Source organism: Nocardia sp. CDC159 (assembly GCF_023740735.1).
Classification (GTDB): domain Bacteria; phylum Actinomycetota; class Actinomycetes; order Mycobacteriales; family Mycobacteriaceae; genus Nocardia; species Nocardia pulmonis.
In genome coordinates this window covers 138,747-161,375 of record NZ_JAMRXH010000008.1, presented here as the reverse complement: position 1 = coordinate 161,375, position 22,629 = coordinate 138,747, and the positions used below count along the sequence as shown (strand labels likewise).

General features: G+C 68.8%; 22 protein-coding genes. 16 read left to right on the top strand and 6 right to left on the bottom strand.

All coding sequences use genetic code 11. The features are described 5' to 3' along the window. Positions 1–16: 16 nt before the first annotated feature. Positions 17–4,054, top strand: a complete 4,038-nt coding sequence (gene eccCa, locus NDR87_RS19595) for a type VII secretion protein EccCa (RefSeq protein WP_251914417.1) — start codon at positions 17–19, stop codon at positions 4,052–4,054. Here the strand turns inward: eccCa and NDR87_RS19590 are convergent. Then, positions 4,036–4,632, bottom strand: coding sequence for a GNAT family N-acetyltransferase (locus NDR87_RS19590; protein ID WP_251914418.1), 597 nt, complete (start codon positions 4,630–4,632; stop codon positions 4,036–4,038). The genes eccCa and NDR87_RS19590 overlap by 19 nt on opposite strands. Beyond that, entirely contained in the window at positions 4,629–5,471 is an 843-nt protein-coding gene (locus NDR87_RS19585; protein ID WP_251914419.1) for a GntR family transcriptional regulator, read from the bottom strand. Before NDR87_RS19585 ends, NDR87_RS19590 begins: the two co-directional genes overlap by 4 nt. Before the next feature lie 139 nt (positions 5,472–5,610). Between NDR87_RS19585 and NDR87_RS19580 the strand changes: the two genes are divergently transcribed. Beyond that, positions 5,611–6,144, top strand: a complete 534-nt coding sequence (locus NDR87_RS19580; RefSeq protein ID WP_251914420.1) for a DUF4254 domain-containing protein — start codon at positions 5,611–5,613, stop codon at positions 6,142–6,144. Between the two features lie 116 nt (positions 6,145–6,260). On the opposite strand, the gene NDR87_RS37915 is transcribed toward NDR87_RS19580, so the two are convergent. Further along, positions 6,261–7,895, bottom strand: a complete 1,635-nt coding sequence (locus tag NDR87_RS37915; RefSeq protein ID WP_372494235.1) for an AAA family ATPase — start codon at positions 7,893–7,895, stop codon at positions 6,261–6,263. 1,682 nt (positions 7,896–9,577) lie between these two features. Here NDR87_RS37915 and NDR87_RS19570 point away from each other — a divergent pair. From NDR87_RS19570 to NDR87_RS19525, 10 genes are all read left to right on the top strand, one after another. Beyond that, positions 9,578–10,837, top strand: a complete 1,260-nt coding sequence (locus NDR87_RS19570; protein WP_251914422.1) for an MFS transporter — start codon at positions 9,578–9,580, stop codon at positions 10,835–10,837. 192 nt (positions 10,838–11,029) lie between these two features. Further along, positions 11,030–11,251, top strand: a complete 222-nt coding sequence (gene infA, locus NDR87_RS19565; RefSeq protein ID WP_040804562.1) for a translation initiation factor IF-1 — start codon at positions 11,030–11,032, stop codon at positions 11,249–11,251. A 117-nt stretch (positions 11,252–11,368) separates the two neighbouring features. After that, positions 11,369–11,482, top strand: a complete 114-nt coding sequence (gene rpmJ / locus NDR87_RS19560) for a 50S ribosomal protein L36 (RefSeq protein ID WP_025347279.1) — start codon at positions 11,369–11,371, stop codon at positions 11,480–11,482. A gap of 178 nt (positions 11,483–11,660) precedes the next feature. Next, positions 11,661–12,032: a 30S ribosomal protein S13 gene (gene rpsM, locus NDR87_RS19555; RefSeq protein WP_251914423.1), complete on the top strand. Its 372-nt coding sequence runs from the start codon at positions 11,661–11,663 to the stop codon at positions 12,030–12,032. Positions 12,033–12,041: 9 nt separating this feature from the next. Further along, complete coding sequence (rpsK, locus tag NDR87_RS19550; protein ID WP_019929497.1) at positions 12,042–12,455, top strand: 30S ribosomal protein S11; 414 nt, start codon at positions 12,042–12,044, stop codon at positions 12,453–12,455. Between the two features lie 24 nt (positions 12,456–12,479). Further along, positions 12,480–13,085: a 30S ribosomal protein S4 gene (gene rpsD, locus NDR87_RS19545; protein WP_251914424.1), complete on the top strand. Its 606-nt coding sequence runs from the start codon at positions 12,480–12,482 to the stop codon at positions 13,083–13,085. Positions 13,086–13,188: 103 nt separating this feature from the next. After that, positions 13,189–14,247, top strand: a complete 1,059-nt coding sequence (locus tag NDR87_RS19540; protein ID WP_062509558.1) for a DNA-directed RNA polymerase subunit alpha — start codon at positions 13,189–13,191, stop codon at positions 14,245–14,247. A gap of 63 nt (positions 14,248–14,310) precedes the next feature. Continuing rightward, on the top strand, positions 14,311–14,847 hold the full coding sequence (gene rplQ, locus NDR87_RS19535) for a 50S ribosomal protein L17 (protein ID WP_251914425.1): 537 nt from the start codon (positions 14,311–14,313) through the stop codon (positions 14,845–14,847). 78 nt (positions 14,848–14,925) lie between these two features. After that, the gene (gene truA, locus NDR87_RS19530; protein ID WP_251914426.1) at positions 14,926–15,777 is read left to right on the top strand and encodes a tRNA pseudouridine(38-40) synthase TruA; all 852 of its coding nucleotides are present in this window, start codon (positions 14,926–14,928) and stop codon (positions 15,775–15,777) included. Positions 15,778–15,829: 52 nt separating this feature from the next. Next, positions 15,830–16,684 carry a hypothetical protein gene (locus NDR87_RS19525; RefSeq protein ID WP_251914427.1) on the top strand — a complete coding sequence of 285 codons (855 nt, stop codon included), beginning with the start codon at positions 15,830–15,832 and terminating at the stop codon, positions 16,682–16,684. Positions 16,685–16,930: 246 nt separating this feature from the next. On the opposite strand, the gene NDR87_RS19520 is transcribed toward NDR87_RS19525, so the two are convergent. Beyond that, complete coding sequence (locus NDR87_RS19520; protein ID WP_251914428.1) at positions 16,931–17,386, bottom strand: Hsp20/alpha crystallin family protein; 456 nt, start codon at positions 17,384–17,386, stop codon at positions 16,931–16,933. 158 nt (positions 17,387–17,544) lie between these two features. Between NDR87_RS19520 and NDR87_RS19515 the strand changes: the two genes are divergently transcribed. After that, positions 17,545–18,387: an LLM class F420-dependent oxidoreductase gene (locus tag NDR87_RS19515; protein WP_251914429.1), complete on the top strand. Its 843-nt coding sequence runs from the start codon at positions 17,545–17,547 to the stop codon at positions 18,385–18,387. A 3-nt stretch (positions 18,388–18,390) separates the two neighbouring features. Here NDR87_RS19515 and NDR87_RS19510 read toward each other — a convergent pair whose 3' ends face one another. Continuing rightward, entirely contained in the window at positions 18,391–18,723 is a 333-nt protein-coding gene (locus NDR87_RS19510; protein WP_308212117.1) for a metal-sensitive transcriptional regulator, read from the bottom strand. Positions 18,724–18,858: 135 nt separating this feature from the next. Here NDR87_RS19510 and NDR87_RS19505 point away from each other — a divergent pair, with 135 nt between their 5' ends. Then, the gene (locus tag NDR87_RS19505) at positions 18,859–19,668 is read left to right on the top strand and encodes an S-methyl-5'-thioadenosine phosphorylase (RefSeq protein ID WP_251914430.1); all 810 of its coding nucleotides are present in this window, start codon (positions 18,859–18,861) and stop codon (positions 19,666–19,668) included. Positions 19,669–19,672: 4 nt separating this feature from the next. Beyond that, the gene (locus tag NDR87_RS19500; protein ID WP_251914431.1) at positions 19,673–20,908 is read left to right on the top strand and encodes an NAD(P)-dependent oxidoreductase; all 1,236 of its coding nucleotides are present in this window, start codon (positions 19,673–19,675) and stop codon (positions 20,906–20,908) included. Between the two features lie 9 nt (positions 20,909–20,917). Here the strand turns inward: NDR87_RS19500 and NDR87_RS19495 are convergent, their stop codons facing one another. Then, positions 20,918–21,904 carry a GAF domain-containing protein gene (locus NDR87_RS19495; RefSeq protein WP_251914432.1) on the bottom strand — a complete coding sequence of 329 codons (987 nt, stop codon included), beginning with the start codon at positions 21,902–21,904 and terminating at the stop codon, positions 20,918–20,920. Positions 21,905–22,035: 131 nt separating this feature from the next. Here NDR87_RS19495 and NDR87_RS19490 point away from each other — a divergent pair, with 131 nt between their 5' ends. Further along, a complete protein-coding gene (locus tag NDR87_RS19490) occupies positions 22,036–22,596 on the top strand; it encodes an NADPH-dependent FMN reductase (RefSeq protein WP_251914433.1) in 561 nt (186 codons plus the stop codon). Positions 22,597–22,629: the final 33 nt, after the last annotated feature.

Below are 22,629 nucleotides of genomic sequence, written 5' to 3'. Positions count from 1 at the left end.
GGGACTGCAGAGGAACATGGTTACCGAAGGTTTTGTGCGCCGCCCCCGGATCGCTCCGCTGCGGGCGCCTGGTGGCGAGGTGACGCTGAGCCCGCCGCCGGAGATCGCCCGGCCGCTGCCGGCCCCGCTGATCGCAAAGCTGATGCCGGTCGTAATGGTCGTCGCCGTTGTCGGCATGCTCGCGATGTTCGTGATGATGGGCCGGTCGCTGCTGAGCAATCCGTTCATGATGATGTTCCCGATGATGATGCTCATGTCGATGGCCGGCATGATGATGGGGTTCGGCCGGGGCGGCGGCGGCCCCAAGTCGGCCGCGGAGCTCAACGAGGAACGCAAGGACTACTTCCGCTATCTGGACCAGGTGCGCAAGGACGTGCGCCGCACCGGCCAGAAGCAGCTGGATTCGCTCATCTGGAGCCATCCCGAGCCGGCCGATCTGGAAGCGATCGTCGGTAGCCGGCGGATGTGGGAGCGGCGCCCGAACGACCCGGATTTCGGCCACGTCCGCGTCGGGGTCGGCAGCCACCGGCTGGCCACCAAACTGGCGCGACCGGAGACCGGCCCGCTCGAGGATCTGGAGCCGGTGTCGACGGTGGCGCTGCGCCGGTTCGTCCGGACCCACTCGGTGGTGCACGGATTGCCCACCGCGGTGTCGTTGCGGGCCTTTCCGGCCATCAACATCGAGGGCACACCCGAGGACGCCCGGACCCTGGCGCGGTCGATCATCATGGAATTCACCGCATTCCACGGACCCGACCACGTCGCCGTCGCCATTGTCTGCGCCAACCCGGACGGGCCGGCGTGGGCGTGGGCGAAATGGCTGCCGCACCTGCAGCATCCGACCATGCGCGACGGCCTGGGATCGGCGCGCATGATGTACGGCTCGCTGGGCGAGCTCGAGACCGCGCTGTCGGCCGAGTTGATGGAACGCGGTCGCTTCATGCGCAATCCGCAACCCACGCAGGGGCGGACACATCTGCTGGTCGTCATCGACGACGGCTACGTCAACGGCAGCGAGCGGCTGGTCAGCGAGTCCGGGCTGGACTCGGTGACGGTGCTCGACCTCACCGCACCCGAGAACGGGCTGGCCGCGCGGCGCGGCCTGCAGCTGGTGGTGGGGGGCGGCTCGGTGAGCGCGCGCAGTCCCGCCGGTGTCGAAAAGTTCGCCACCGCGGATCAGGTGAGCATCGCCGAGGCCGAGGCGTTCGCCCGCGCGCTGGCCCGGTATCGGATCGCGACCGCGGCGCAGATCGTCAGCCTGGGCGACGAGACCCGGGCCGATCCCGGCCTGATGGCGCTGTTGAAGATCCCCGACGCCGCTCAGATCGAACCGGCGAAGGTGTGGCGCCCCCGCACGCCCCGCGAACGGCTGCGGGTGCCCATCGGCGTGACGCCGGACGGTACCCCGGTGGAGCTGGACATCAAGGAATCGGCCGAATTCGGCATGGGCCCGCACGGATTGTGCATCGGCGCAACCGGTTCCGGTAAGTCGGAGTTCCTGCGCACACTGGTGCTGTCGCTGGTGGCCACGCACTCACCCGACGCGCTGAACCTGGTGCTGGTCGACTTCAAGGGCGGTGCGACCTTCCTGGGATTGGACCCGCTGCCGCACGTGGCCGCGGTCATCACCAACCTGGAAGCGGAGCTGTCGATGGTGGACCGCATGCGCGACGCCCTGGCCGGCGAGATGAACCGCCGCCAGGAGCTGCTGCGATCGGCGGGCAACTTCGCCAACGTGACCGACTACGAGAAGGCCCGCGCCGCCGGTGCACCGCTGGATCCGCTGCCTGCGCTGTTCATCGTCGTCGACGAGTTCTCCGAATTGCTCTCGCAGAAGCCGGATTTCGCCGATCTGTTCGTGATGATCGGTCGCCTGGGCCGATCGCTGCACGTGCATCTGCTGCTGGCCTCCCAGCGTCTCGAGGAGAACAAGCTGCGGGGTCTGGACTCGCACCTGTCCTACCGAATCGGCCTGCGGACGTTTTCCGCCAACGAGTCGCGGGCAGTCCTCGGCATCACGGACGCCTACCATTTGCCCAGTATCCCCGGCTCCGGCTACCTCAAGACCGATGCCGCGGATCCCTTGCGGTTCAACGCGACCTACGTGTCGGGACCGTACGTCTCACCGCGGCCGTCGGGGCCGGTGGTGGTGGACGGTCGCATCGTCAGCGGGTCACCGACGGTGTTCACCGCCGCGCCGGTGGAGGTCAAGACGCCACCGGAGACGGAGCCGGATCCGTTGCTGGAGTTGCCGGAGCCGCCGCCGCCGGCGGAGGAGGGTATCCCGCAGACCCTGCTCGAGGTCGTGGTGAGCCGGCTGACCGGGCACGGTCGGCCCGCGCACGAGGTCTGGCTGCCGCCGTTGGACGAGTCGCCGTCGGTCGACATGCTGCTGCCCGACCCCGACTGGCGCTCGCCGGTCAATCGCCACGGCCAGCTGTGGATGCCCATCGGCATCATCGACAAGCCGTACGAGCAGCGGCGGGACGTGCTGACCATTCAATTGTCGGGCGCCCAGGGACATGTGGCGATCGTCGGCGGTCCGCAGTCGGGTAAGTCGACCGGGCTGCGCACGATCATCATGGCCGCGGCCGCCACCCACACCCCGGAGCAGGTGCAGTTCTACTGCCTGGATTTCGGTGGTGGCAGCATGGCGGGCCTTTCGGGTCTGCCGCACGTCGGTTCGGTCGCCGGCCGCCTCGACGTCGATCGCGTCCGCCGAACCGTCGCCGAGCTGTCCTCGTTGATGCGGCAGCGGGAGGAGCGCTTCAGCCAACTGGGTATCGAATCCATGGCGGAATTCCGGCGCCGCAAGTTCTCGCAGATGCGTCCGGACGGCTCGATGCCGGAGGGCGATCCGCTGGCCGACGACAGATTCGGCGATGTGTTCCTGGTCATCGACGGCTGGGCAACCATCCGGGAGGAGTTCGAGAACCTGGAACCGCAGATCTGGGGCTTTGCGGCACAGGGCCTTTCGTTCGGCATCCACTTGATGATCAGTGCGTCTCGCTGGATGGAGATCCGGCCGGCGGTGAAGGATCAGATCGGAACCCGGCTCGAGCTCCGATTGGGTGACCCGAGCGACTCCGAGATGAACCGTCGCACCGCGGCCCTGGTGCCCGTCGGCCGGCCAGGCCGTGGTTTGACACCCGAGGAGCTGCACATGTTGCTGGCACTGCCTCGACTGGACTCCAACACGGATCCCGAGACGCTGTCGGAGGGCGTTGCGATGTCCAAACAGCAGCTCGAGCAGGTGTGGGGCCCGCGCCGGGCGCCCGAGGTGCGCATGCTGCCGGCACAGATCGGCCGGGAAGCGGTGCTGGCCATGGCGGCCGAACGCGGAATCGAGCAGAGTCCGACCCGGATCGTGGTGGGCCTCGGTGAAAACGAGTTGGAACCGCTGGTCCTGGACTTCTCGACCGAACCGCATCTGATGGCCTTCGCGGATGTCGAATCCGGCAAGACCACGCTGCTGCGCAATATCGCCATGGGGTTGGTCGAGAGCGCCACACCCGACGAGGCGCGCATCATCATGATCGACTACCGGCGCACGATGCTGGGGGTCGTGGAGGGGGAGCAGCTGGCCGGCTACTCCACCTCGTCGCAGACGTGCGGGCCGATGCTCGCCGAGGTCGCGGCGTACCTGTCGAAACGGATACCGGATTCGACCATCACCCCGCAGCAGCTGCGCGAACGCAGTTGGTGGAGCGGGCCGGAGATCTACGTGCTGATCGACGACTACGACATGGTCCAGGTCGGCGGCGTCAACAATCCCTTCGCCCCGCTGATGGAATACCTGCCGCAGGCTCGTGACATCGGCTTCCACCTGATCGTGACCCGACGCATCGGTGGCGTCTCCCGCGCACTCTACGATCCGGTGCTCGGCGGCATGAAGAACATGTCCGTGGATACGCTGATCATGAGCGGCCCGCGGGACGAGGGCAAACTGATCGGCGACGTGCGCCCGACCAAACTGCCGCCCGGGCGCGGCATCCTGGTCTCCCGTAGCCGTGGGCAGGAGATGGTTCAGATCGCCTATCTGCCTCCGCTGTGAGAGCGTGCCGCCACGTGGCACCAACCTTCCGTGGCGGCGTCCGCGCCTACGGCATCCCAGGCACCGGCACGGCGCTCGAACAGGGCACCGGACGGGCCGGGCGCGTCGGGCCCGGCGAGACGGACCAGGCGAAACCCCGCACGCCGGTAGTAGTCGTGCAGGGTGGTATTGGTCGTCCACGCGTCCAGGCGCACCCAGGTGCGATGGCGCTCGCAAGCCACGGCGCCGGCGTAGGCCAGCAGCGCCTTCCCGACGCCCCGGCCGGCGAAGCGGAGGTCGACGATCATGTAGTGCACGATGACGGCGTCGGCGATCTCGCCCGGCGACCACAGACCGGCGTCGGCACGATCGTTCACGGTGATGGTGCCTGCCGGTTCGCCGTCGACCTCCGCGATCCAGGTCTCCCCGGCGCGCACGGCGCGGCCCACCGCGCGGGCAAACCGTTCGATCGGTAACCCCCGCCCCTGGCGGGTCCATTGATCCGAGCCTCGTTCCGCAAGCCAGGCCGTTCGTTGGAGTCGTAATCGGCAGATGGTGCCGAGATCGCTCATATGCGCCTGGCGGATGCGGATCGTCATGGTGGTCCTGGCACCAGCGAGCTACCGAAGGAATGCGAATTGCCCGGGGGCTGCGGCGATCCCAGGACCTTGCGGATCATCTCGGTGCCGCCGTCATCGCCCAGCTCGTAGGCGAGCCGGTTGCGCGCGGCGATCGAGCGATGCCGGGTGACGCGCGTGATGCGCGCGGCGTTCGCGCCGATGCGCAAATGATCCAGCAGCATGGTGCCGATGCCGACACCGAGGACCGCCGCCTCCTCGGCGGTCGCGGGGCGGGCGACGATGGTGTCGCGGTGCGCTGTCTCGGCGTGGCCCCGCGCTGCCAGCCGACGGGTGGTGCCCTCGGGAATGTCGTGCGGCGAGTCGATCCCGGTGGCCTCTGCCAAGTCCCGTGGATAGAAACTCACCTCCCACGACCACGGCTCGTTGTCCAGATACTGGACAACGGTTCTCGACATGACCCAGGAGTCCTTCGGCACGCCCAGCCACAGCGCGACCTCCCCGTCGGCGGGTTCCATGCGCGCGGTGAACTGCTTGGACGGTTCGCGCCCGGCCGCGCGCGCGATCTCGGAGAAGATGTCGTGCGACGACTTCGGCCGGTCCGGCCGGATGTGGTTGGTCACAACCGATTCCAGTACTTCCTGACTGCGGACGATGGTCCCCCGGGAAGTTGCCGTGTAGAGCAGGTTTTCGGCCACGAGAACCTGAATGGCGTTGCGGGCGGTGGTGATCGACACCTGCATTTGCTCCGCAAGCTCCGAGTGACTGGGTAATCGATCGCCCGGCTTCCAGGTGCCGCCTCGGATCTCCTCGCGGAGGAGGTCAGCGATCCGCTGGTACCTCGGACCCTCCGCCGCCATCTCGCTCCTAGGTTGTGCCTCGAGAAATGGAGTCTACTCTGCTGGTCCGATGGGCGTGTGACCCTTGACACACGCCTTCAGAGGTTTATTGTAATGAAGTCCTGAACGGGTGTTGTAACGGCGATGACGGCGAGGCAACGTGGCAGGTTCGGAGACATCTCAGACGGTGGTCGTGGCGCTGCCCGACGCACCACAGAGCGCGACCGCGGTCCAATCCCTGACGACCGGCTTACTGCCGAGTTCCGATTTGTTGTTGCGCGCCTGTCGCGGTCATCGCGTCATCGGCGGCCCCATGCTGTGGTTCGCCCGGGATCTAGCGGTGCTGCACGAGCGCAGGCTCATCGGTCGCGGCGGTTCCGAGCCCGACCGCGATCCCACCACGATCATCGAAATCGAGCGCCGCCGAACCGAATTGGTGATGGCGATCGACGACTGGATCGCCCGCACGGTTCCCCAGCACCGCCTCGGTGCGACGCTGCACACCGAGACCATCGGTTCGGTCATCGACCGCCTCGCCGAGGCCTCGGTCCGCGCCCACCACGCGCTGATGACCCTCGACGCGAATGACGAAATGCTGCACGGCGCCTGGCACCACCTGGCCGAATTGGCGGACGGCTACGACGATCTCGTCAACGATGTCCTCGCCGGCCGGCGGCGGCTGCCCGCCTGGTAGGAACGTCCGCGCTGAACAGATCGGACACCACGATCGAAAACGCGGCTATCGGTGCTTCTCTCCCGCACGTTTGCGGCGCAGGGCGCCGCAAACCCGCGACGACGGGGCCGGCGCAATCACACACTGTAACGCCGGTGGTCGGTGGCGAAATCGTCTGCGACAGTGGCGGCCAGCTCGACCAGGGCGCGTTTGGTGTTCTTGTGCAAACGGGCCAGGTCGATCTCGGCGCCCTCGGACAGATGCGGGTCGTAGGGGATGATGTGCACCGCGCGGCAGCGGGACAGGAAGTATTCGCGCAGTTGTTGAATGCCCACATTGGGTGAGCCCGGTCGCGGCAGGTTGATCACCACGACGGCATTGCGCACCAGGTGGTCGTGGCCGTGCAGCGACAGCCAGTCCAGGGTGGCGGCGGCGCTGCGGGCGCCGTCGATCGCCGAGGACGAGATCAGCACCAGCGAATGCGCCAGATCCAGCACGCCCGCCATGGCCGAATGCATCAGTCCGGTACCGCAGTCGGTGAGGATGATGTTGTAGAACCGCTGCAGGATGCGGGCGACCTTGCGGTACTCCTCCTCGCTGAACGCCTCCGACGCGGCCGGATCGCGTTCGCTGGCAAGTACTTCCAGCCTGCTGGTGGCCTGGGAGGTGTGCCTGCGCACATCCGAATACGAGCGGATGGACTGATCCAGCAGCAGATCTCGCACGGTCGAGCGGGTCTGCAGCGAGACGCGCTGGGACAGCGTGCCGAAGTCCGGATTGGCGTCCACCGCGATCACCCGATCGCCGCGGATGGACGCGAAGATCGAGCCGATGCCCATGGTGGTCGTGGTCTTGCCGACGCCGCCCTTGAGTGAGAGCACCGCGATGCGATAGTCCCCGCGCACGGGCTGGCGGATCCGCGCGACCAGCTCCTGCAGCCGCCGCTCCTCCGCGGACATCCCGGGATTGATCGCACCGCCGGACATGTGGTGCACCGCGCGCCGCCAGCCCGATCCGGGCGCCTTCTTGGCCCGGCGCACCGGCACATCGTCCAGCGAGGGCGGCGGCCCCTGCTGCCCGAAGTGCTGCGGCTGCGGCGTGCCCCACTGTCCACCGGGCTGCTGCCACTGCCCGCCGTGCGGGGGCGCGTAGGGAGGGCCCGGCTGCTCGTACGGCGCGGCGTAACCCGCTGCGGCCGGGTTCGTTCCGTTGTAGTGCCCGGGCGCGCGATCGTCGCCGCCCGGGGCCGGCGGGGCGGTACGCGGATGGTAGGCGGCGGGGCCCGACTGCGGCATCGCCGGTCCGGGGGCGTGCGGTATGCGCGGATCGGTGCCGGGGTACCGGGTTGCGGGCGTGCCCGTTTCGTCGCCCGGGGCGGGTGCGCCGGGGGTGGGTACGTGCGGTAGTCGTGGGTCGGTGCCGGGGTACCGGGTTGTGGGCGTGCCCGTTTCGTCGCCCGGTGTCCGTGCGCCGGGGGTGGGTGCGTGTGGTAGCCCCGGATCGGTGGCGGGGTAGCGGGTTGTGGGTGTGGCTGTTTCGTCGCCCGGGGCTTGCATGCTCGCGGCGGGCGCCTGCGGTAGCCGTGGATCGGCGGCAGGGTACCGCGTTGTGGGCGTGGCCGTTTCGGCACTCGGTGGCTGCGCTGCGGGGCCGGGGCCGGGGGGTAGTTGCGGTGTGGCTGTCGCACTGATCGGTGCCGATGTTTCCGGTCCGGGGACGGGCTGCGCTGTGGGCGCGCCGGTTCCGTTGCGCGCCTCGTGCGGGGCGGTCATCGGGAGGTGCGGACCGGATTCGCCGCGCGGCCGCACGAAGGCGGTGGGCTCGCCGGCCGGACCGAGGTGCGTCGGGATCGGCGTCTCGAGCGCGGGGTGGCGATCGGCGGCCGGAGCCGGGGTGGCGACCTGCTCGTCGGGCCGGGCCGTGGGGAGACCCGCAGGTTCGGCGGCCGTCGGCGGTGCCGAATCCGCCGATGCCGGAGCCGGTTCCGCGGGCGGCTCGGGGACGCGCATGGGGCTCAGCCAGGGCGGGGCCGGTTCGTCCGCGGGAGGGACCGCCTGCGATGGATCCGGAAGCCGTTCGGGCGCGGGACGATCGGCCGGTCCCGGCGGCTCCGGCAGCGACGGCCGGTCGGCCGTGCGATCCGGAGGCGGCGGCAGATCCGGCAACTCGGGCCGACGGCCGATCCGCGTCGTCTGCTCTACCGACTCGGCATCGGGGGCACTCGCCGCCGAATAGGACTGCGGCACCGACGGCGGAGCCTGCCAGGTCGGCGCTGCCTGCGGCCTTTCCGAAAACCCCTGCGGCGCAGAGCTTCCCGCCTGCGCCGCGGATTCACCGCCCGCGGCCGGAGTTGCCGCCGGCGCCTGCCCGCCCGGGTATCCACCGTGCTGTGGCGGGTACCCGCCGCTTGCCCGGGGGGAGGTCGGCCCGCCCGGCGCGGAGGTGTAATCGGCGTCCTCGCGTGCCGTGCCGGGAATGGGTCCGCCGGGTGCGGGTGTGTACGCGCCTGGGTATCCGCTGCTCTCGGGAGTGGGGGTATGTCCGCCCCCCGTGGGGGCGTAATCGGTGCCTTCGTGTGATGTGGCGGGAGCGTGCCCTCCGGGAGTCGGCGGGTGTCCGCTCGGGTATTCACCACTCTCGGGAGTGGGGGTTGGTCCGGTCGGGGCGTAGCCGGTGCTCTCGCGCGAAGTCGCGGGATGTCCGCCCAGCGTGGGTGAGTATTCGCTGGGCGGGGGCGGATATCCGCCCTCCAGGTGTGACGCGGGGGTTTGCTCGCCCGGGGCAGGCGCGTGCCCGCCGCCCGGCCGCTGCGTCGCGGTGCCGCCGCCGTACCGGCCGGGGTACTCGTCACCGTTGGCCCGCGTGGGCGAATTCTGGTGGGGCAGTTGGAATTCGCCGCCGTGTCGCTGGGGGAGGGGCGGGAGTTGCCGCGGTGCCGCGCTGTCGGGGGCGGGTGGCTCCTCCCGCTCCTCGGACTCGGATTTGTCGCGGCGCCAGCCGATCCGGCGCTTCTTGCCGCCCTCCGGATCCTCGGCCTTGCGGCGGCCCTTGCGCCGGGAGGCGGACTCCTCGGGGATGTACTCCTCGTGCGGCAGGTTCTGGACCGGAGCCTCGTAACCGACCTGTGTGACTTCGCTTTCGGACAGCCACGGCGGCAGCATCGGGAGGCCGTCGTCGTTACGACCCACAACGCACCTCGCAGACGCTCGAGCTCAGCTCCGCGGTGCCCGAGGGCGCTGCGGAGAAGACTGGCTCGCTGCGCTCCCTCACGGATCCCCCTGGATCTGCTGGTACCGGATTACCTGGACAGCCGGTAGTTTACGCGAGCGAAAACGGCCGTGACGGACCTGCCGCCCGGTCGGCCCGCGGGGAACCCCCGCCCGGATAGCTGTAGTGTGCCTCACACTCGGCGCGCTGGATTGCCGGGCCGTTGCGAGATCGGGAGCATGGCGGGATGGCGACAACAGTCGAAGACGGCCGCAGCGGCCTGCGGCTCGACCAACTCCCGGTCCGGCCCATCCATCGCAAGCTGGTCGCCCTGGTCGGAATGGGCCTGTTCTTCGATCTCTACGAGCTGTTCCTGGCCGGCACCATCACCGGCGTGCTGAAGCAGGAACTGCAGCTGTCGACCTATCAGCTCAGCGGCATCCTCGCCTCGGCCTTCGCCGGTCAGTTCTTCGGCGCGCTGGTGCTGGGCCGGTTGTCGGATCTGTTCGGCCGCCGCCGGATGTTCATGATCAATATCGGCCTGTACGCGGGCTTCACCCTGCTGGGCGCGTTCAGCCCGAACGTCTGGTTCCTCATGGCCACCCGCGCGCTCGCGGGCCTGGGCATCGGCGCGGAGATGACCGTCTCCGACACCTATCTGTCCGAGGTGATGCCCGCGCAGGTGCGCGGCCGGATGATCGCCATCGCCTACACCATCGGTTTCTGCGCGGTGCCCACGGTCGGATTCCTCGCGCGCTGGCTGGTCCCGCTGCGCCCACTCGGCATCGACGGCTGGCGCTGGCTGTTCGTGATCGGCGGTCTCGGCGCCGCGCTGGTGTTCGTCGCGCGGCGGCACATGCCGGAATCACCGAAGTGGCTGGCCCGACAACAGACCACGGCCGAACACGTGCCGTTCGCGCGAATCCTCCGCCCGCCCTTCCGGGGTCGCACCCTGCTGTTCTCCGCGGTGATGATCCTGCAGGTCTTCGGCTACTACGGCTTCGGCACGCTGGCGGTGCTGGTACTGCACGCCAAGGGCTTCACGGTGGTGAACTCGCTGGGCTATCTGGCCATCACCTATCTGGGCTATCCGATCGGCTCACTGCTGACGATCCCGCTGATCGAACGCGTCGAGCGCAAGTATCTGGTGATCGCCACGACCGCGCTGATGGCGGTGTTCGGACTGATCTTCGGCTTCGCGACGGCCGTACCGCTGATCCTGCTCTCCGGCGCTCTGTTCACCGTGGCGAGCAACGTCTTCTCCGACGCGATCCACACCTATCTGCCGGAGTCGTTCCCCACCAGCGTGCGCGGGACGGCCTCGGGCGCGACCTATTCGCTGTCGAAGCTGAGCACGGCGGTGCAGCCGTTCCTGCTGCTGCCGCTGCTGGAGAGCCACGGTCCCGGCGCGGTCTTCTCGGTCATCACCGCCGCGCTGGTGGTGATGATCGGATTGCTCGTGGTCTGGGGACCGCTGACCGGACGACGGCCACTCGAGCCCGACTGACCCCCATTTGGCCGAAGCGGACAGTCACGGGTAAGCTTGATCGGCGGTGCACCTACCCGCCGGTCGCTTCATGTCCGCATGCCGCTTCCGGAGAGTATGGCACCCGGTCGACGCAAGTGCACGACAAACTGCAGTGACAGCTAGGCGCAAGCCGAGCCAACCAGGCTCGGCCCAACCGGGATCGCGGAGGATATGGCGAAGAAGGAAGGGGCCATCGAGGTCGAGGGCCGAGTAATCGAGCCGTTGCCCAATGCGATGTTCCGGATCGAGCTGGAAAACGGTCACAAGGTTCTCGCGCACATCAGCGGGAAGATGCGGCAGCACTACATCCGCATCCTGCCCGAGGACCGCGTGGTCGTCGAGCTGTCGCCCTACGACCTGACCCGCGGTCGCATCGTCTACCGCTACAAGTGACCGCCGCTCCCGGCGAAGAGCGTGCCGGGAAACGAGCGGGCAGAAGACTTCCCCGGCCAATGGGCCGGGGAAAAACTGTGTTCACACCCCTGTGAACCGCAACCAGATTGGACGGACGTGAAGGTTCAGCCGAGCGTCAAGAAGATCTGCGAGAAGTGCAAGGTGATCCGTCGCAACGGACGGGTCATGGTGATCTGCGACAACCTGCGCCACAAGCAGCGCCAGGGCTGATTGCCGCCAAGCACCGATCGCGGATCGGATTGGCACACCAAAGAAGACCTCCCAGATCCAGTGGGCGTTGTCGAGCCCGAGAGGGCGGATGCCCAACCACCCCCGGTACGGAGGCCGGGGCCCCAGACGAGGGGACGGACAGGGAGCAGACCTCCGCAACTATTAAGGAATCGCCACCATGGCACGTCTGATGGGCGTCGATCTCCCGCGCGAGAAGCGCATGGAGATCGCACTGACCTACATTTTCGGCATCGGCCGTACCCGCGCCAAGGAGATCCTCGCCAACACCGGCGTCAGCCCGGATCTCCGCGTTCGGGATCTCACCGACGACGATGTCACCCGCCTGCGTGACTACATCGAGGCGTCGGACTTCAAGGTCGAGGGTGATCTGCGCCGCGAGGTGCAGGCCGATATTCGTCGCAAGATCGAGATCGGCTGCTACCAGGGCATCCGCCACCGCCGCCACCTGCCGGTGCGCGGTCAGCGGACCAAGACCAATGCGCGCACGCGCAAGGGTCCGAAGAAGACCGTCGCCGGCAAGAAGAAGTAGGGATAACCGATGCCTCCGAAGAGTCGGGCCTCCGGCCCCAAGAAGACCCAGAAGTCGCGGCGGCGGGACAAGAAGAACGTTCCGCACGGCAACGCGCACATCAAGTCCACGTTCAACAACACGATCGTGTCGATCACCGACCCGCAGGGCAACGTCATCTCCTGGGCGTCCTCGGGCCACGTCGGCTTCAAGGGTTCGCGCAAGTCGACCCCGTTCGCCGCGCAGCTCGCCGCCGAGAACGCCGCCCGCAAGGCGCAGGAGCACGGCGTCAAGAAGGTCGACGTGTTCGTCAAGGGCCCGGGTTCGGGCCGCGAGACCGCGATCCGCTCGCTGCAGGCCGCCGGCCTCGAGGTGGGCACGATCTCCGACGTCACCCCGCAGCCGCACAACGGTTGCCGTCCGCCCAAGCGGCGTCGCGTCTAAGCGGGAAGGAAGGTTTAGAGAAATATGGCTCGTTACACCGGCCCCATCACCCGCAAGTCGCGTCGTCTGCGTGTCGACCTCGTCGGAGGCGACCAGGCGTTCGAGCGTCGTCCTTACCCGCCGGGCCAGCACGGCCGCGCGCGGATCAAGGAGTCCGAGTACCTGATGCAGCTGCAGGAGAAGCAGAAGGCTCGCTTCTCCTACGGCATCCTCGAGCGCCAGTTCGCCACGTACTACAAGGAAGCCCACCGGCAGAAGGGCAAGACCGGCGACAACCTGCTGCGTCTGCTCGAGACGCGGCTGGACAACGTCGTGTACCGCGCCGGTCTGGCTCGGACCCGTCGTCAGGCCCGTCAGCTGGTCTCGCACGGCCACTTCCTGGTCAACGGCGTGAAGGTGGACGTCCCGAGCTACCGGGTCTCCCAGTACGACATCATCGATGTCAAGGAGAAGAGCCTGTCGACGCTGCCGTTCCAGGTGGCGCGCGAGACCCTCGGCGACCGCCCGATCCCGGGCTGGCTGCAGGTCGTGCCGAACCGGCTGCGGATCCTGGTCCACCAGCTGCCGGAGCGTGCGCAGATCGACGTGCCGATCAACGAACAGCTCATCGTCGAGTACTACTCGAAGTAATCGCGAGCGAGCTGCTGGTATGCGCGGCGGGGTGCTCCCGCCTCGCATACGACCCCAGTCGTGGGCGTCAAATAGCGGGCGCCCCTGAAGGAGGAGATCCTCAATGCTGATTTCACAGCGACCGACGCTGACCGAAGAGGTCGTGACCGAGAACCGGTCGCGGTTCACCATCGAACCGCTGGAGCCCGGCTTCGGTTACACCCTCGGCAACTCGCTGCGCCGCACGCTGCTGTCGTCCATTCCGGGCGCGGCCGTCACCAGCATCCGCATCGACGGCGTGCTGCACGAGTTCACCACCGTCCCGGGCGTGAAGGAGGATGTCACCGACATCATCCTGAACCTCAAGGGCCTGGTCGTGTCGTCCGAAGAGGACGAGCCGGTCACCATGTACGTCCGCAAGAGTGGCCCGGGTGCCGTCATCGCCGGTGACATCGTGCCCCCGGCCGGTGTGACCGTCCACAACCCGGATATGCACATCGCCACCCTGAACGACAAGGGCAAGCTGGAGATCGAGCTCGTGGTCGAGCGCGGTCGCGGCTACGTCCCGGCCGTGCAGAACAAGGCCTCGGGCGCGGAGATCGGCCGGATCCCGGTGGATTCGATCTACTCTCCGGTGCTGAAGGTGACCTACAAGGTCGAGGCGACCCGTGTCGAGCAGCGCACCGACTTCGACCGGCTCATCCTGGATGTCGAGACCAAGAACTCGATCTCCCCGCGGGATGCGCTGGCGTCGGCCGGTAAGACCCTGGTCGAGCTGTTCGGCCTGGCGCGCGAGCTGAACGTGGAGGCCGAGGGCATCGAGATCGGGCCCAGCCCGGCCGAGGCGGACCACATCGCCTCGTTCGCGCTGCCGATCGAGGACCTGGACCTCACCGTGCGGTCGTACAACTGCCTCAAGCGCGAGGGTGTGCACACCGTCGGCGAGCTGGTCGCCCGCACCGAATCGGATCTGCTGGACATTCGCAACTTCGGGCAGAAGTCCATCGACGAGGTCAAGGTCAAGCTGCACTCGCTGGGCCTCTCGCTCAAGGACAGCCCGGCCTCCTTCGATCCCTCCAGCGTCGTCGGCTACGACGCCGCCAGCGGGACCTGGAGCGACAGCGGCTCGTTCAGCGACACCGACAGCGGCGAGCAGGACTACGCCGAGACCGAACAGCTTTAGGCCATTTCAGCGGACGCAGCGCTGTGTCCGACACGAAGAGCCTTCCCTAAGGAGATTCCAACAATGCCCAAGCCCAAGAAGGGTGCCCGCTTCGGCGGGTCGGCGTCGCACCAGAAGGCGATCTTCGCCAATCTGGCGACGGCGCTCTTCGAGCACGGTCGGATCACGACCACCGAGGCCAAGGCCAAGGCGCTGCGCCCGTACGCCGAGAAGCTCGTCACCAAGGCGAAGGCCGGCACCCTTGCCGACCGTCGCGAGGTGCTCAAGGTGATCCGCAACAAGGACGTGGTGCACGAACTCTTCGCGAACATCGGACCGTCGTTCGAGGGCCGCGAGGGTGGCTACACCCGGATCATCAAGACCGTCCCCCGCAAGGGTGACAACGCGCCGATGGCGATCATCGAGCTGGTCCGGGAGAAGACCGTGACCAACGAGGCCGATCGCGCCCGCCGGGTGGCCGCGTCGCAGAAGAAGGTCGACGAGGCCCCGGCCAAGGAGACCGAGGCCGAGGAGACCGAGGCCGAGGAGACCAAGGCCGAGGCCGCCGAGGCCGAGGCCCCGGCCGCCGAGGAGAAGGCCGCCGAGGACAAGAGCGAGTAATTCGCTTCCTCACATGACGCGCGAGCCCGCCGTCCCCTCCGGGTCGGCGGGCTCGCTCATGTTAACCAGGAGGTCGCTGTGATCGCCGAGGATCCGGCCCAGCAAACCGTTGCGGTTCGGGTACGACTGGATATCGGTTACGACGGCACCGATTTCATCGGTTGGGCCCGTCAGCCCGGTCTGCGGACCGTGCAGGGCGTACTCGAGGAATCGCTGAGCAAGGTGCTGCGCGAACCGATCCAGCTCACCGTGGCCGGTCGCACCGACGCGGGTGTGCACGCCGAGGGGCAGGTGGCGCACTTCGATACGACCTCCGCATTCGACGGGCCCAAGCTGCTGCACCGGCTGGCCCGCTTTCTGCCGAAGGACGTGCGAGTCAAGAACGTTCGCATCGTCCCGCCCGAATTCGACGCCCGGTTCTCGGCGATTCGGCGGCACTACGCCTATCGGCTCACCACCGCGCCGTACGGGGCCGAGCCGCTGCAGGCCCGCAGCGTGGTCCCGTGCCGCCCCGGGGTGGATCTGGACGCGATGCGCGCGGCGTCGCGAAAACTACTGGGGCTGCACGATTTCGCGGCCTTCTGTCGCCGCCGGGAGGGCGCGACCACGGTGCGCGAGCTGCAGCGCTACGACTGGGAACGGGTCGGGGACCTGCTCATCGCCCATGTCAGCGCCGACGCCTTCTGCTGGTCCATGGTCCGCAGTCTGGTCGGCGCCGTCCTGGCCGTGGGCGAGGGCCGCCGCACCCCCGAGTGGGTGGCGGGCCTGCTCGACGAGCGGCAGCGATCCAGCGCCGTGACGGTCGCCCCGGCGCACGGCCTGAGCCTGGTCGGCGTGGACTATCCGCCCGACGAGGAGCTGGCCGCCCGCAATGCGCAGACCCGAGAAATGCGGACGGTACCGGCGGGCGAGGGATGCTGCGGCGGATGAGGCGCGAGTTGCTGAGGTGGCGTGGGCCCCGCGGATGGCAGACTCGGCTTCCATGAGTCCGGTGAGTCGCGGTCGTAAGAAGGACAACAGGCGAAACGGGTATGCGCCCGAGCGGGCGGAGGCGCCCGCGTCGCCCGAGGAGCAAATCGGTGCGGAGCATCCCGCGGTCCGGGAGATGCTCGACAATGTGGTGGCCACCCTCGATGACTTCGAGCGCGTGGACGACCCGGTGGACGGAGAGTATCTGGCCGCATCGATGCTGGCGGTCGGCTACGGCACCGGGCCGGAGGCCGCCGAGATGTTCGCCCGGCTGTTCATCGTCGAGGCCGAGGAGTTCGGCGGGGCGGGCGCGCTGGCCTTCCTGCGCTGCGTCGCGGCGCTGAGCCCGGAGCCGACCCGGACGCTGGCGACCGAGGCGGCCGAACGCCTTGCCGCCCAGGGTGTTTCGGCTCCGGCATGGGTGGCCGAGCTGGGTGAGCCGACCACCGCGGGGGAGTACTTCCGCTGGTCCGAGGGCGACGGCGTGGGCGCGGTGCTTTACGGCAGCTTTCATCGCGCCGGTCGCACCGACGGATTCCTGCTGTTCGTCGACGACGAGGACTGCGGTTCGGCCAACGATCTCGCCCCGTTCGTCAGCGCGGAGGCGCTGGCCGAGGCGCGGCGGATGACCAACGAGGAGGAGCCCGTTCCCGAGGCCCCGATTCCGGCCGACGAATTCCGCTGGCAGGTCGAGGCCGCGCTGGATGTGCGGGAATCGCACGATCGCGAGGTCATCGAGCAGGGCCTGGAGCCGTCCCAGCCCGAGGACGACATTCCCTACGAGGTGACCGATGTGGTGCTGCGCGCCCGCCTACGCGCGCTGCCCATGCCCGCGAAACCCCTTCCGGCGCACGTGCACCCGGTCTGATCGGTCGGGGACGGACGAGGGCGGCCGCGCGGCCCGATGCCTTTCACCGGCTGAGGTGTTCGCGGCGGTGACAAGTCACGCCGACTGGCTGCTGGGCCTCGGTCGCGGCCGCCCATTGACTATTCGACGGTCGTTACTTCGGTATTCGAGGTTGTCGCTATGGGCCACCACCTCCTTCGGTTCCGGATGGGAACCCCGCCGGCGTCAGCCGCGCGGTAGCGGCAGCCAGCGGGGGAGCCGTGCTCTTCAGCTCGACTGGGAGCCGGAGCTTGCCTCGATGGTCTTGGGACCCTTGCCCATTCCGCCGATCTCGATGCGGCGCGGCTTGGCCTTCTCCGCGATGGGGAGCGTGACCGACAGCACGCCGTCGTTGTAGGTGGCGGAGATGTGGTCGGTGTCGATGCCCTCACCGAGCGACAGCTGGCGCATGTAGCTGCCCGCGAAGCGCTCGGACGCGACCCACTGCACGTTCTGATCGCTGGGCAGGCTGCGCTGCGCCTTCAGGGTGAGGGTGCCGTTGTCTACGCTGACTTCGACCGAGCCGGGGTCGACGCCCGGAAGGTCGGCGTTCAAGACGTAGTGATCACCCGCCTTGAACAGATCCATGGGCATGAAACGCGGCGCGCGTGCTGAGCCGACAGTCTCTCCGAGGAGCTGGCGGGCAACGGTGTCGATGTCGTGGAACGGATCGAACCTCAGCACAGGAATCACCTCCATATTTCTGTGGCGACGCCCGCCTCGGCGGCGAGCGCCGGAAGCTGTCGCCCACTAATTTAGCACTCTCGGCGGGAGAGTGCCAGATGTGACGCGCGTTCGATCGGAATGGAATAGGCACGGCCGCAGCGGAGTTCGGATGGACTATGACGATCAAGGGACTCGGTAAATTCGGTGTATGGGCGCATCCCGTGCAGCCCGTGCTGTTCAGCGCGGAGGGCGCGCGCGAGGTGGAAAACCTCGGCTACGGGACGCTGTGGCTGGGCGGCTCGCCGGAGGCGGGTCTGACGGTGGTGGAGCCGCTGCTGGAGGCCACCGAGTCGCTGATCGTCGGCACGAGCATCGTCAACATCTGGTCGGCCCCGGCCAGGGAGGTCGCCGAATCGTTCCATCGGATCGACAAGCGCTTCCCGGGCCGGTTCGTCCTGGGCATCGGGGCGGGCCATCCCGAGGTCACCGACGTCTACCGCAAACCCTACGACGCGCTGGTCGAATATCTGGACGTGCTCGACGATGCCGGAGTGCCGAAGGAGCGACGGGCGCTGGCCGCGCTCGGTCCGCGGGTGCTGAAGCTGGCCCGCGACCGTACCGCGGGCGCGCTGCCGTATCTGACCACCGCCGAGCACACCCGGCAGGCCCGCGAGATCCTCGGCCCCGACGCGCTGCTCGTCGCCGAGCACAAGGTCGTGGTCGACACCGATCCGGTGCGGGCCCGCGCGACCGCGCGGCCGAAGGTCGAGCACTACCTGAAGTTGCAGAACTACACCGCGAATCTGAAGCGTCTCGGCTTCGCCGACGAGGACATCGAATTCCCGGGCAGCGATCGCCTCATCGACGCCCTCGCCCTGCACGGCACGGCCGATCAGGTCGCCGACTCCCTGGTGGCGCATCTGGCCGCGGGTGCGGACCAGGTCGCGGTGCAGGCGGCCGCGGACGACTTCCTGCCCACCCTGCGCGAACTCGCCCCGGCCCTGGCCGAACGGGTCTGAGTCTCAGGAGCGGACGAGGCGGGCGATGGCGTCGGTGGCCTCTTTGATCTTGGCCTCCGCCTCCGGCCCGCCCTTGACCGCGGCATCGACCACGCAGTGGCTGATGTGATCCTCGAGCAGACCCATGGCCACCGCCTGCAGCGCCTTGGTCATGGCCGAGACCTGGGTAAGGATGTCGATGCAGTACTTCTCCTCCTCGACCATGCGCTGCAGGCCGCGGGCCTGGCCCTCGATCCGGCGCAGGCGCTTGAGGTAGTCGTCCTTGGCGGTGATGTAGCCGTGGGTGGCGGGGTCGTGGCAGGGTTGGTCTGCCGTGATGGTGTGGTCCTCGGTCACGGTGCCTCCCGCCGTCGTCTGGTCAGATACCCCCCTAGGGTACAACACGCTGGACGGATTGTCAGGAAGGCGGATATGCGGGCGTTCGCATGAGCCGCCGCGCCGCGCCGATACAGCGTAGGTGAGAATCGGGGCATGAGTTCGGTTCCCCGGCCCGCGCTGGCCATCATCGGCGGCAGCGGCTTCTACGACTTCTTCGGCGACGACGCGACCACCCTCGAGATCGACACGCCCTACGGCGCGCCGAGTGCGCCGATCACCGTCGGCGAGGTGGAAGGCCGGCAGGTGGCCTTCCTGCCCCGCCATGGCCGTAAGCACGAATTCTCCCCGCACACCGTGCCGTATCAGGCCAATATGTGGGCGCTGCGCTCGATCGGCGTGCGCCGGATCCTGGCGCCCTGTGCGGTCGGCAGCCTGCGTGCCGACTGGGGTCCGGGCACCGTCGCCGTGCCGGATCAGTTGGTGGACCGGACCTCGGGCCGGGCACAGACCTACTTCGACAACGGGGGTATCCACGTCTCCTTCGCCGACCCCTACTGCGACGATCTGCGCGCGGCCGCGATCGCCTCGGCGGTCGAGGAGCTGCCGCTGAAGTCCACCGCGACCATGGTGGTGGTGCAGGGACCGCGCTTCTCCACCCGCGCGGAGAGCCGCTGGTTCGCCGGACAGGGCTGGGAGCTGGTGAACATGACCGGCTTCCCGGAGGCCGTCCTGGCTCGTGAACTCGAAATGTGCTATGCCGCAATCGCTCTGGTGACCGATCTGGACGCCGGACTGGAATCGGGCGAGGGCGTCAGCGCGGCCGCGGTGTTCGCCGAGTTCGAGCGGAACCTGGTGCCGTTCAAGAAGCTGGTGCGCCGGTCGGTGGCGGCCGTCGAGTCGACCAGCGCCTGCGAGCGCTGCCGTGTCCATGTGGGAGTGGCGTTGCCGTTCGAACTACCCTGAGTCGATGCGTGTTTTGCTGACCGGCGCGGCCGGGTTCATCGGCTCGCACGTCCACCGCGCTCTGTGCGGCGCCGGGCACGATGTGGTGGCGGTCGATGCGTTGCTGCGGCCGGTGCACGGACCGGACGCGGCTGCGCCGGAGGGTGTTTCGGTGGTCGACATTCGCGACCCACGGGCGCTGGAGCCGTTGCTGCGCGGGGTGGAGGTGGTCTGTCACCTCGCCGCGGCGGTGCCGCCCGGATCCCTCGCCTTCGGCGGCTCGATGCCGGAGAGTGCCACCGCCGCAATGACTTCGGTGGGTGACGCGGCGGAAGACGAGGAAGCGGGCGACGTTCCGGCCGACGATTCGGATTCGTCCGAGAGCGCCGAGCCCACTCGGCCGGTGCGTGGGCGCGAATCGGGCCGCGAACCGCGGGCAAACGGTCCCAGCGGGCCGGATCTGCAGGACGGACCGGTCTACGCCGACCACAACGATGTCGGCACCGCGGTGCTGCTGGCCGCCATGGCGCGGGCCGGGGTGCGGCGGCTGGTGCTGGGTTCGTCGGTATCGGTGTACGGCGAGGGCCGCTATCGGGGCGCGCGCAGCGGGCCCTACTTCCCCGGCGTGCGGCGCCGCGCCGATCTGGATCGCGGCATGTTCGATCACCGTGCCCCGCGCACCGGGGAGATCCTGACCTGGGAGCCGGTCGTCGAGGACGCCCCGCCGCGGCCCCGAAGCGCCTATGCCGCAAGTAAGGTCGCGCAGGAGCATTACGCGCTGGCGTGGGGCATCGGCACCGGCGCGGCGGTGACGGTGCTGCGCTATCACCATGTGTACGGCGATCCGGCGGGCGAACATGCCGCGCCGACCGCGCATTCCGGCGTCGCGGCCCGGTTCCGCGCCGAACTCGCGGCGGGCCGGGCGCCGTTCGTCTTCGAGGACGGCGGCCAGGTGCGCGATTTCGTGCATGTGCGGGATGCGGCCGCCGCGACGCTGGCCGCGGTGGAACGGCCGCTGCCCGGCTTCGTGCCGCTGAATATCGCCTCGGGACATCCGATCACGCTGTGGCAGGCCGCCTCCATCATGTCCCGGGCCCGAGGCGGGCCCGAGCCGGTGGTCAGCGGTCAGTACCGGCTGACCGATGTGCGGCATATCGTTGCCCATCCCGAGCGGGCCCGCGAGGCCCTCGGCTTCACCGCCCGTCTCGCCCCGGCCCAGGGGCTGGCCGAATACGCGATGGATCGCTCCGCGGCGAGTTGAGCGCGGCCGTCAGCCCGGCGGCCGCAGTTCGATTCGGACCAGGGCGAATTGGGGGCGGCCGGTCTCGGCCTGCCCGTAGGGCAGCGGCGAGGCCTCGGCGTCCACCGTCAGCCAGCCCCCGTCGGCGGCGGCCAGGCGCAGGCCCGCGATGGCGTACTTCGGCGTTCCGGCCAGGATGGCCGAGCGGGCGGCCAGGATGCGGGGCCGGTCCTCGGGGTGGGGCATGGTGCGCTCGTCGGTGTCGCCGGACCACCGCAGCCCGGGGACGGGTGCGCTGATCCAGCGGATCAGGCGCACCTGCGCGGTGTCCACCACCGCCAGGAACAGGTCCGGATTCGCGCTGACCAGCGTCTCCACCGTGGTGGCCTCGAAGGATTTGCCCTGCGGCGGAACCGAATCGGTGATGTCGAGGACCAGCCCGCGCCAGCGCCGCGGATCGGTGCGGAGGTTGCGGGTGGCCAGCAGTCCGGTGCGCAGTCCGAGCTGCGTGCGGACGCAGAGGTCGCCGAGCCAGCGGGTGCCGGGCTGGGCGCGACCGATGGCGGCCGCGAGATCCAGCGCGCCGTCGAATCGCTCGATATCGGTGAATATCTCGGCGCCCGCCCACTGTGTCCGTTCCGATTCGAAGGTCGGCTCTCGCCCGTCGATGCGGATCTCGAAACGGCGGGTGCGGCCGTCGAACGTGAACGGCGCCACCGCCGGCCGCGAGGGCGGATCGCCCCCGCCCACCCAGAAGTGCAGGCCGTGCACCCACCCGTCGTGTCCCACCACGGGTATCGCCCGGGCGCGCTGACGGGACCAGGCCCGTCGGGAGCGGGGCAGTTCCCGCACGATGGGCTCGCGGCGCTGGAATGCCTCCGCGACCAGGACGAGCAGTTGGGTCGGCACGGTTCGCGTCAGGGATTTCCACCGCCGCGGTGTGGTGCCGACGGCCAGCACGGAGGCGGACTCGAGACCGTTCAGCGTCTCGATGAGTAGCCAGTCACCGACGATCATTGCGTCCACCCCCTTCTCGAAATCGCCTGTCCAACCGGCACCCGCGGTCGGAATATGGTGCACCATACGGTGTGTGGCCCGGCGCCTGGGTGGTTCCCGCCCGGCGGCCGCGATCCGATTAGGCTCGCGCCATGGACAATCCGCTGCGGCTCGAGGTCATCGTCGCCAGCGTGCGGCCCGAGCGGTTCGCGCCGGTGGTCGCCGACTGGTTCCTGCGTATCGCGCGCGCCGACGCGAACTTCGATGTGGGTGTGATCGATCTGCTGCACACCCCGCTGCCGACCGATCTGTCCGCGACCCCCGAGGCCGCGGCGTACCGCGAACGGCTGGCCGCCGCCGACGCTTTCGTCGCCGTCACCTCCGAATACAACCACGGCTACCCCGCCGCGCTGAAGACCGCGCTGGACACCGCCAAACACGAATGGCGGGCCAAGCCCATCGGATTCGTCGGCTACGGCGGGCTGTCCGGGGGTTTGCGCGCGGTCGAGCAGCTGCGCCAGGTGGTCGCCGAGATCCACATGGTGTCGATCCGGGAGACAGTCTGCTTCCCCGAGGCGAAGCGGAAGTTCAACGAGAACGGGGCGACCGATTACGGCCCGGCCATCGATGCCGCGGGCCGCATGCTGCGCCAATTGGCCTGGTGGAGTAGGCATCTACGGGCCGCACGGGTCGCGGAACCGTATCCCGGCTGAAAGCGCGCCGGGAACTCGGAGTGGCGCACGGCG

Excerpts from the sequence above, each read along its gene's own strand:
- NDR87_RS19495 (WP_251914432.1), bottom strand. The coding sequence starts at position 21,904 with ATGATCGTCGGTGACTGGCTACTCATCGAGACGCTGAACGGTCTCGAG.
- NDR87_RS19515 (WP_251914429.1), top strand. The coding sequence starts at position 17,545 with ATGACGATCAAGGGACTCGGTAAATTCGGTGTATGGGCGCATCCCGTG.
- NDR87_RS19505 (WP_251914430.1), top strand. The coding sequence starts at position 18,859 with ATGAGTTCGGTTCCCCGGCCCGCGCTGGCCATCATCGGCGGCAGCGGC.
- NDR87_RS19490 (WP_251914433.1), top strand. The coding sequence starts at position 22,036 with ATGGACAATCCGCTGCGGCTCGAGGTCATCGTCGCCAGCGTGCGGCCC.
- rpsD (WP_251914424.1), top strand. The coding sequence starts at position 12,480 with ATGGCTCGTTACACCGGCCCCATCACCCGCAAGTCGCGTCGTCTGCGT.
- infA (WP_040804562.1), top strand. The coding sequence starts at position 11,030 with ATGGCGAAGAAGGAAGGGGCCATCGAGGTCGAGGGCCGAGTAATCGAG.
- NDR87_RS19500 (WP_251914431.1), top strand. The coding sequence starts at position 19,673 with ATGCGTGTTTTGCTGACCGGCGCGGCCGGGTTCATCGGCTCGCACGTC.
- NDR87_RS19590 (WP_251914418.1), bottom strand. The coding sequence starts at position 4,632 with ATGACGATCCGCATCCGCCAGGCGCATATGAGCGATCTCGGCACCATC.
- NDR87_RS19525 (WP_251914427.1), top strand. The coding sequence starts at position 15,830 with ATGAGTCCGGTGAGTCGCGGTCGTAAGAAGGACAACAGGCGAAACGGG.
- rplQ (WP_251914425.1), top strand. The coding sequence starts at position 14,311 with ATGCCCAAGCCCAAGAAGGGTGCCCGCTTCGGCGGGTCGGCGTCGCAC.
- rpsM (WP_251914423.1), top strand. The coding sequence starts at position 11,661 with ATGGCACGTCTGATGGGCGTCGATCTCCCGCGCGAGAAGCGCATGGAG.
- NDR87_RS19570 (WP_251914422.1), top strand. The coding sequence starts at position 9,578 with ATGGCGACAACAGTCGAAGACGGCCGCAGCGGCCTGCGGCTCGACCAA.
- NDR87_RS37915 (WP_372494235.1), bottom strand. The coding sequence starts at position 7,895 with ATGACCGCCCCGCACGAGGCGCGCAACGGAACCGGCGCGCCCACAGCG.
- NDR87_RS19585 (WP_251914419.1), bottom strand. The coding sequence starts at position 5,471 with ATGGCGGCGGAGGGTCCGAGGTACCAGCGGATCGCTGACCTCCTCCGC.
- eccCa (WP_251914417.1), top strand. The coding sequence starts at position 17 with ATGGTTACCGAAGGTTTTGTGCGCCGCCCCCGGATCGCTCCGCTGCGG.
- NDR87_RS19540 (WP_062509558.1), top strand. The coding sequence starts at position 13,189 with ATGCTGATTTCACAGCGACCGACGCTGACCGAAGAGGTCGTGACCGAG.
- rpsK (WP_019929497.1), top strand. The coding sequence starts at position 12,042 with ATGCCTCCGAAGAGTCGGGCCTCCGGCCCCAAGAAGACCCAGAAGTCG.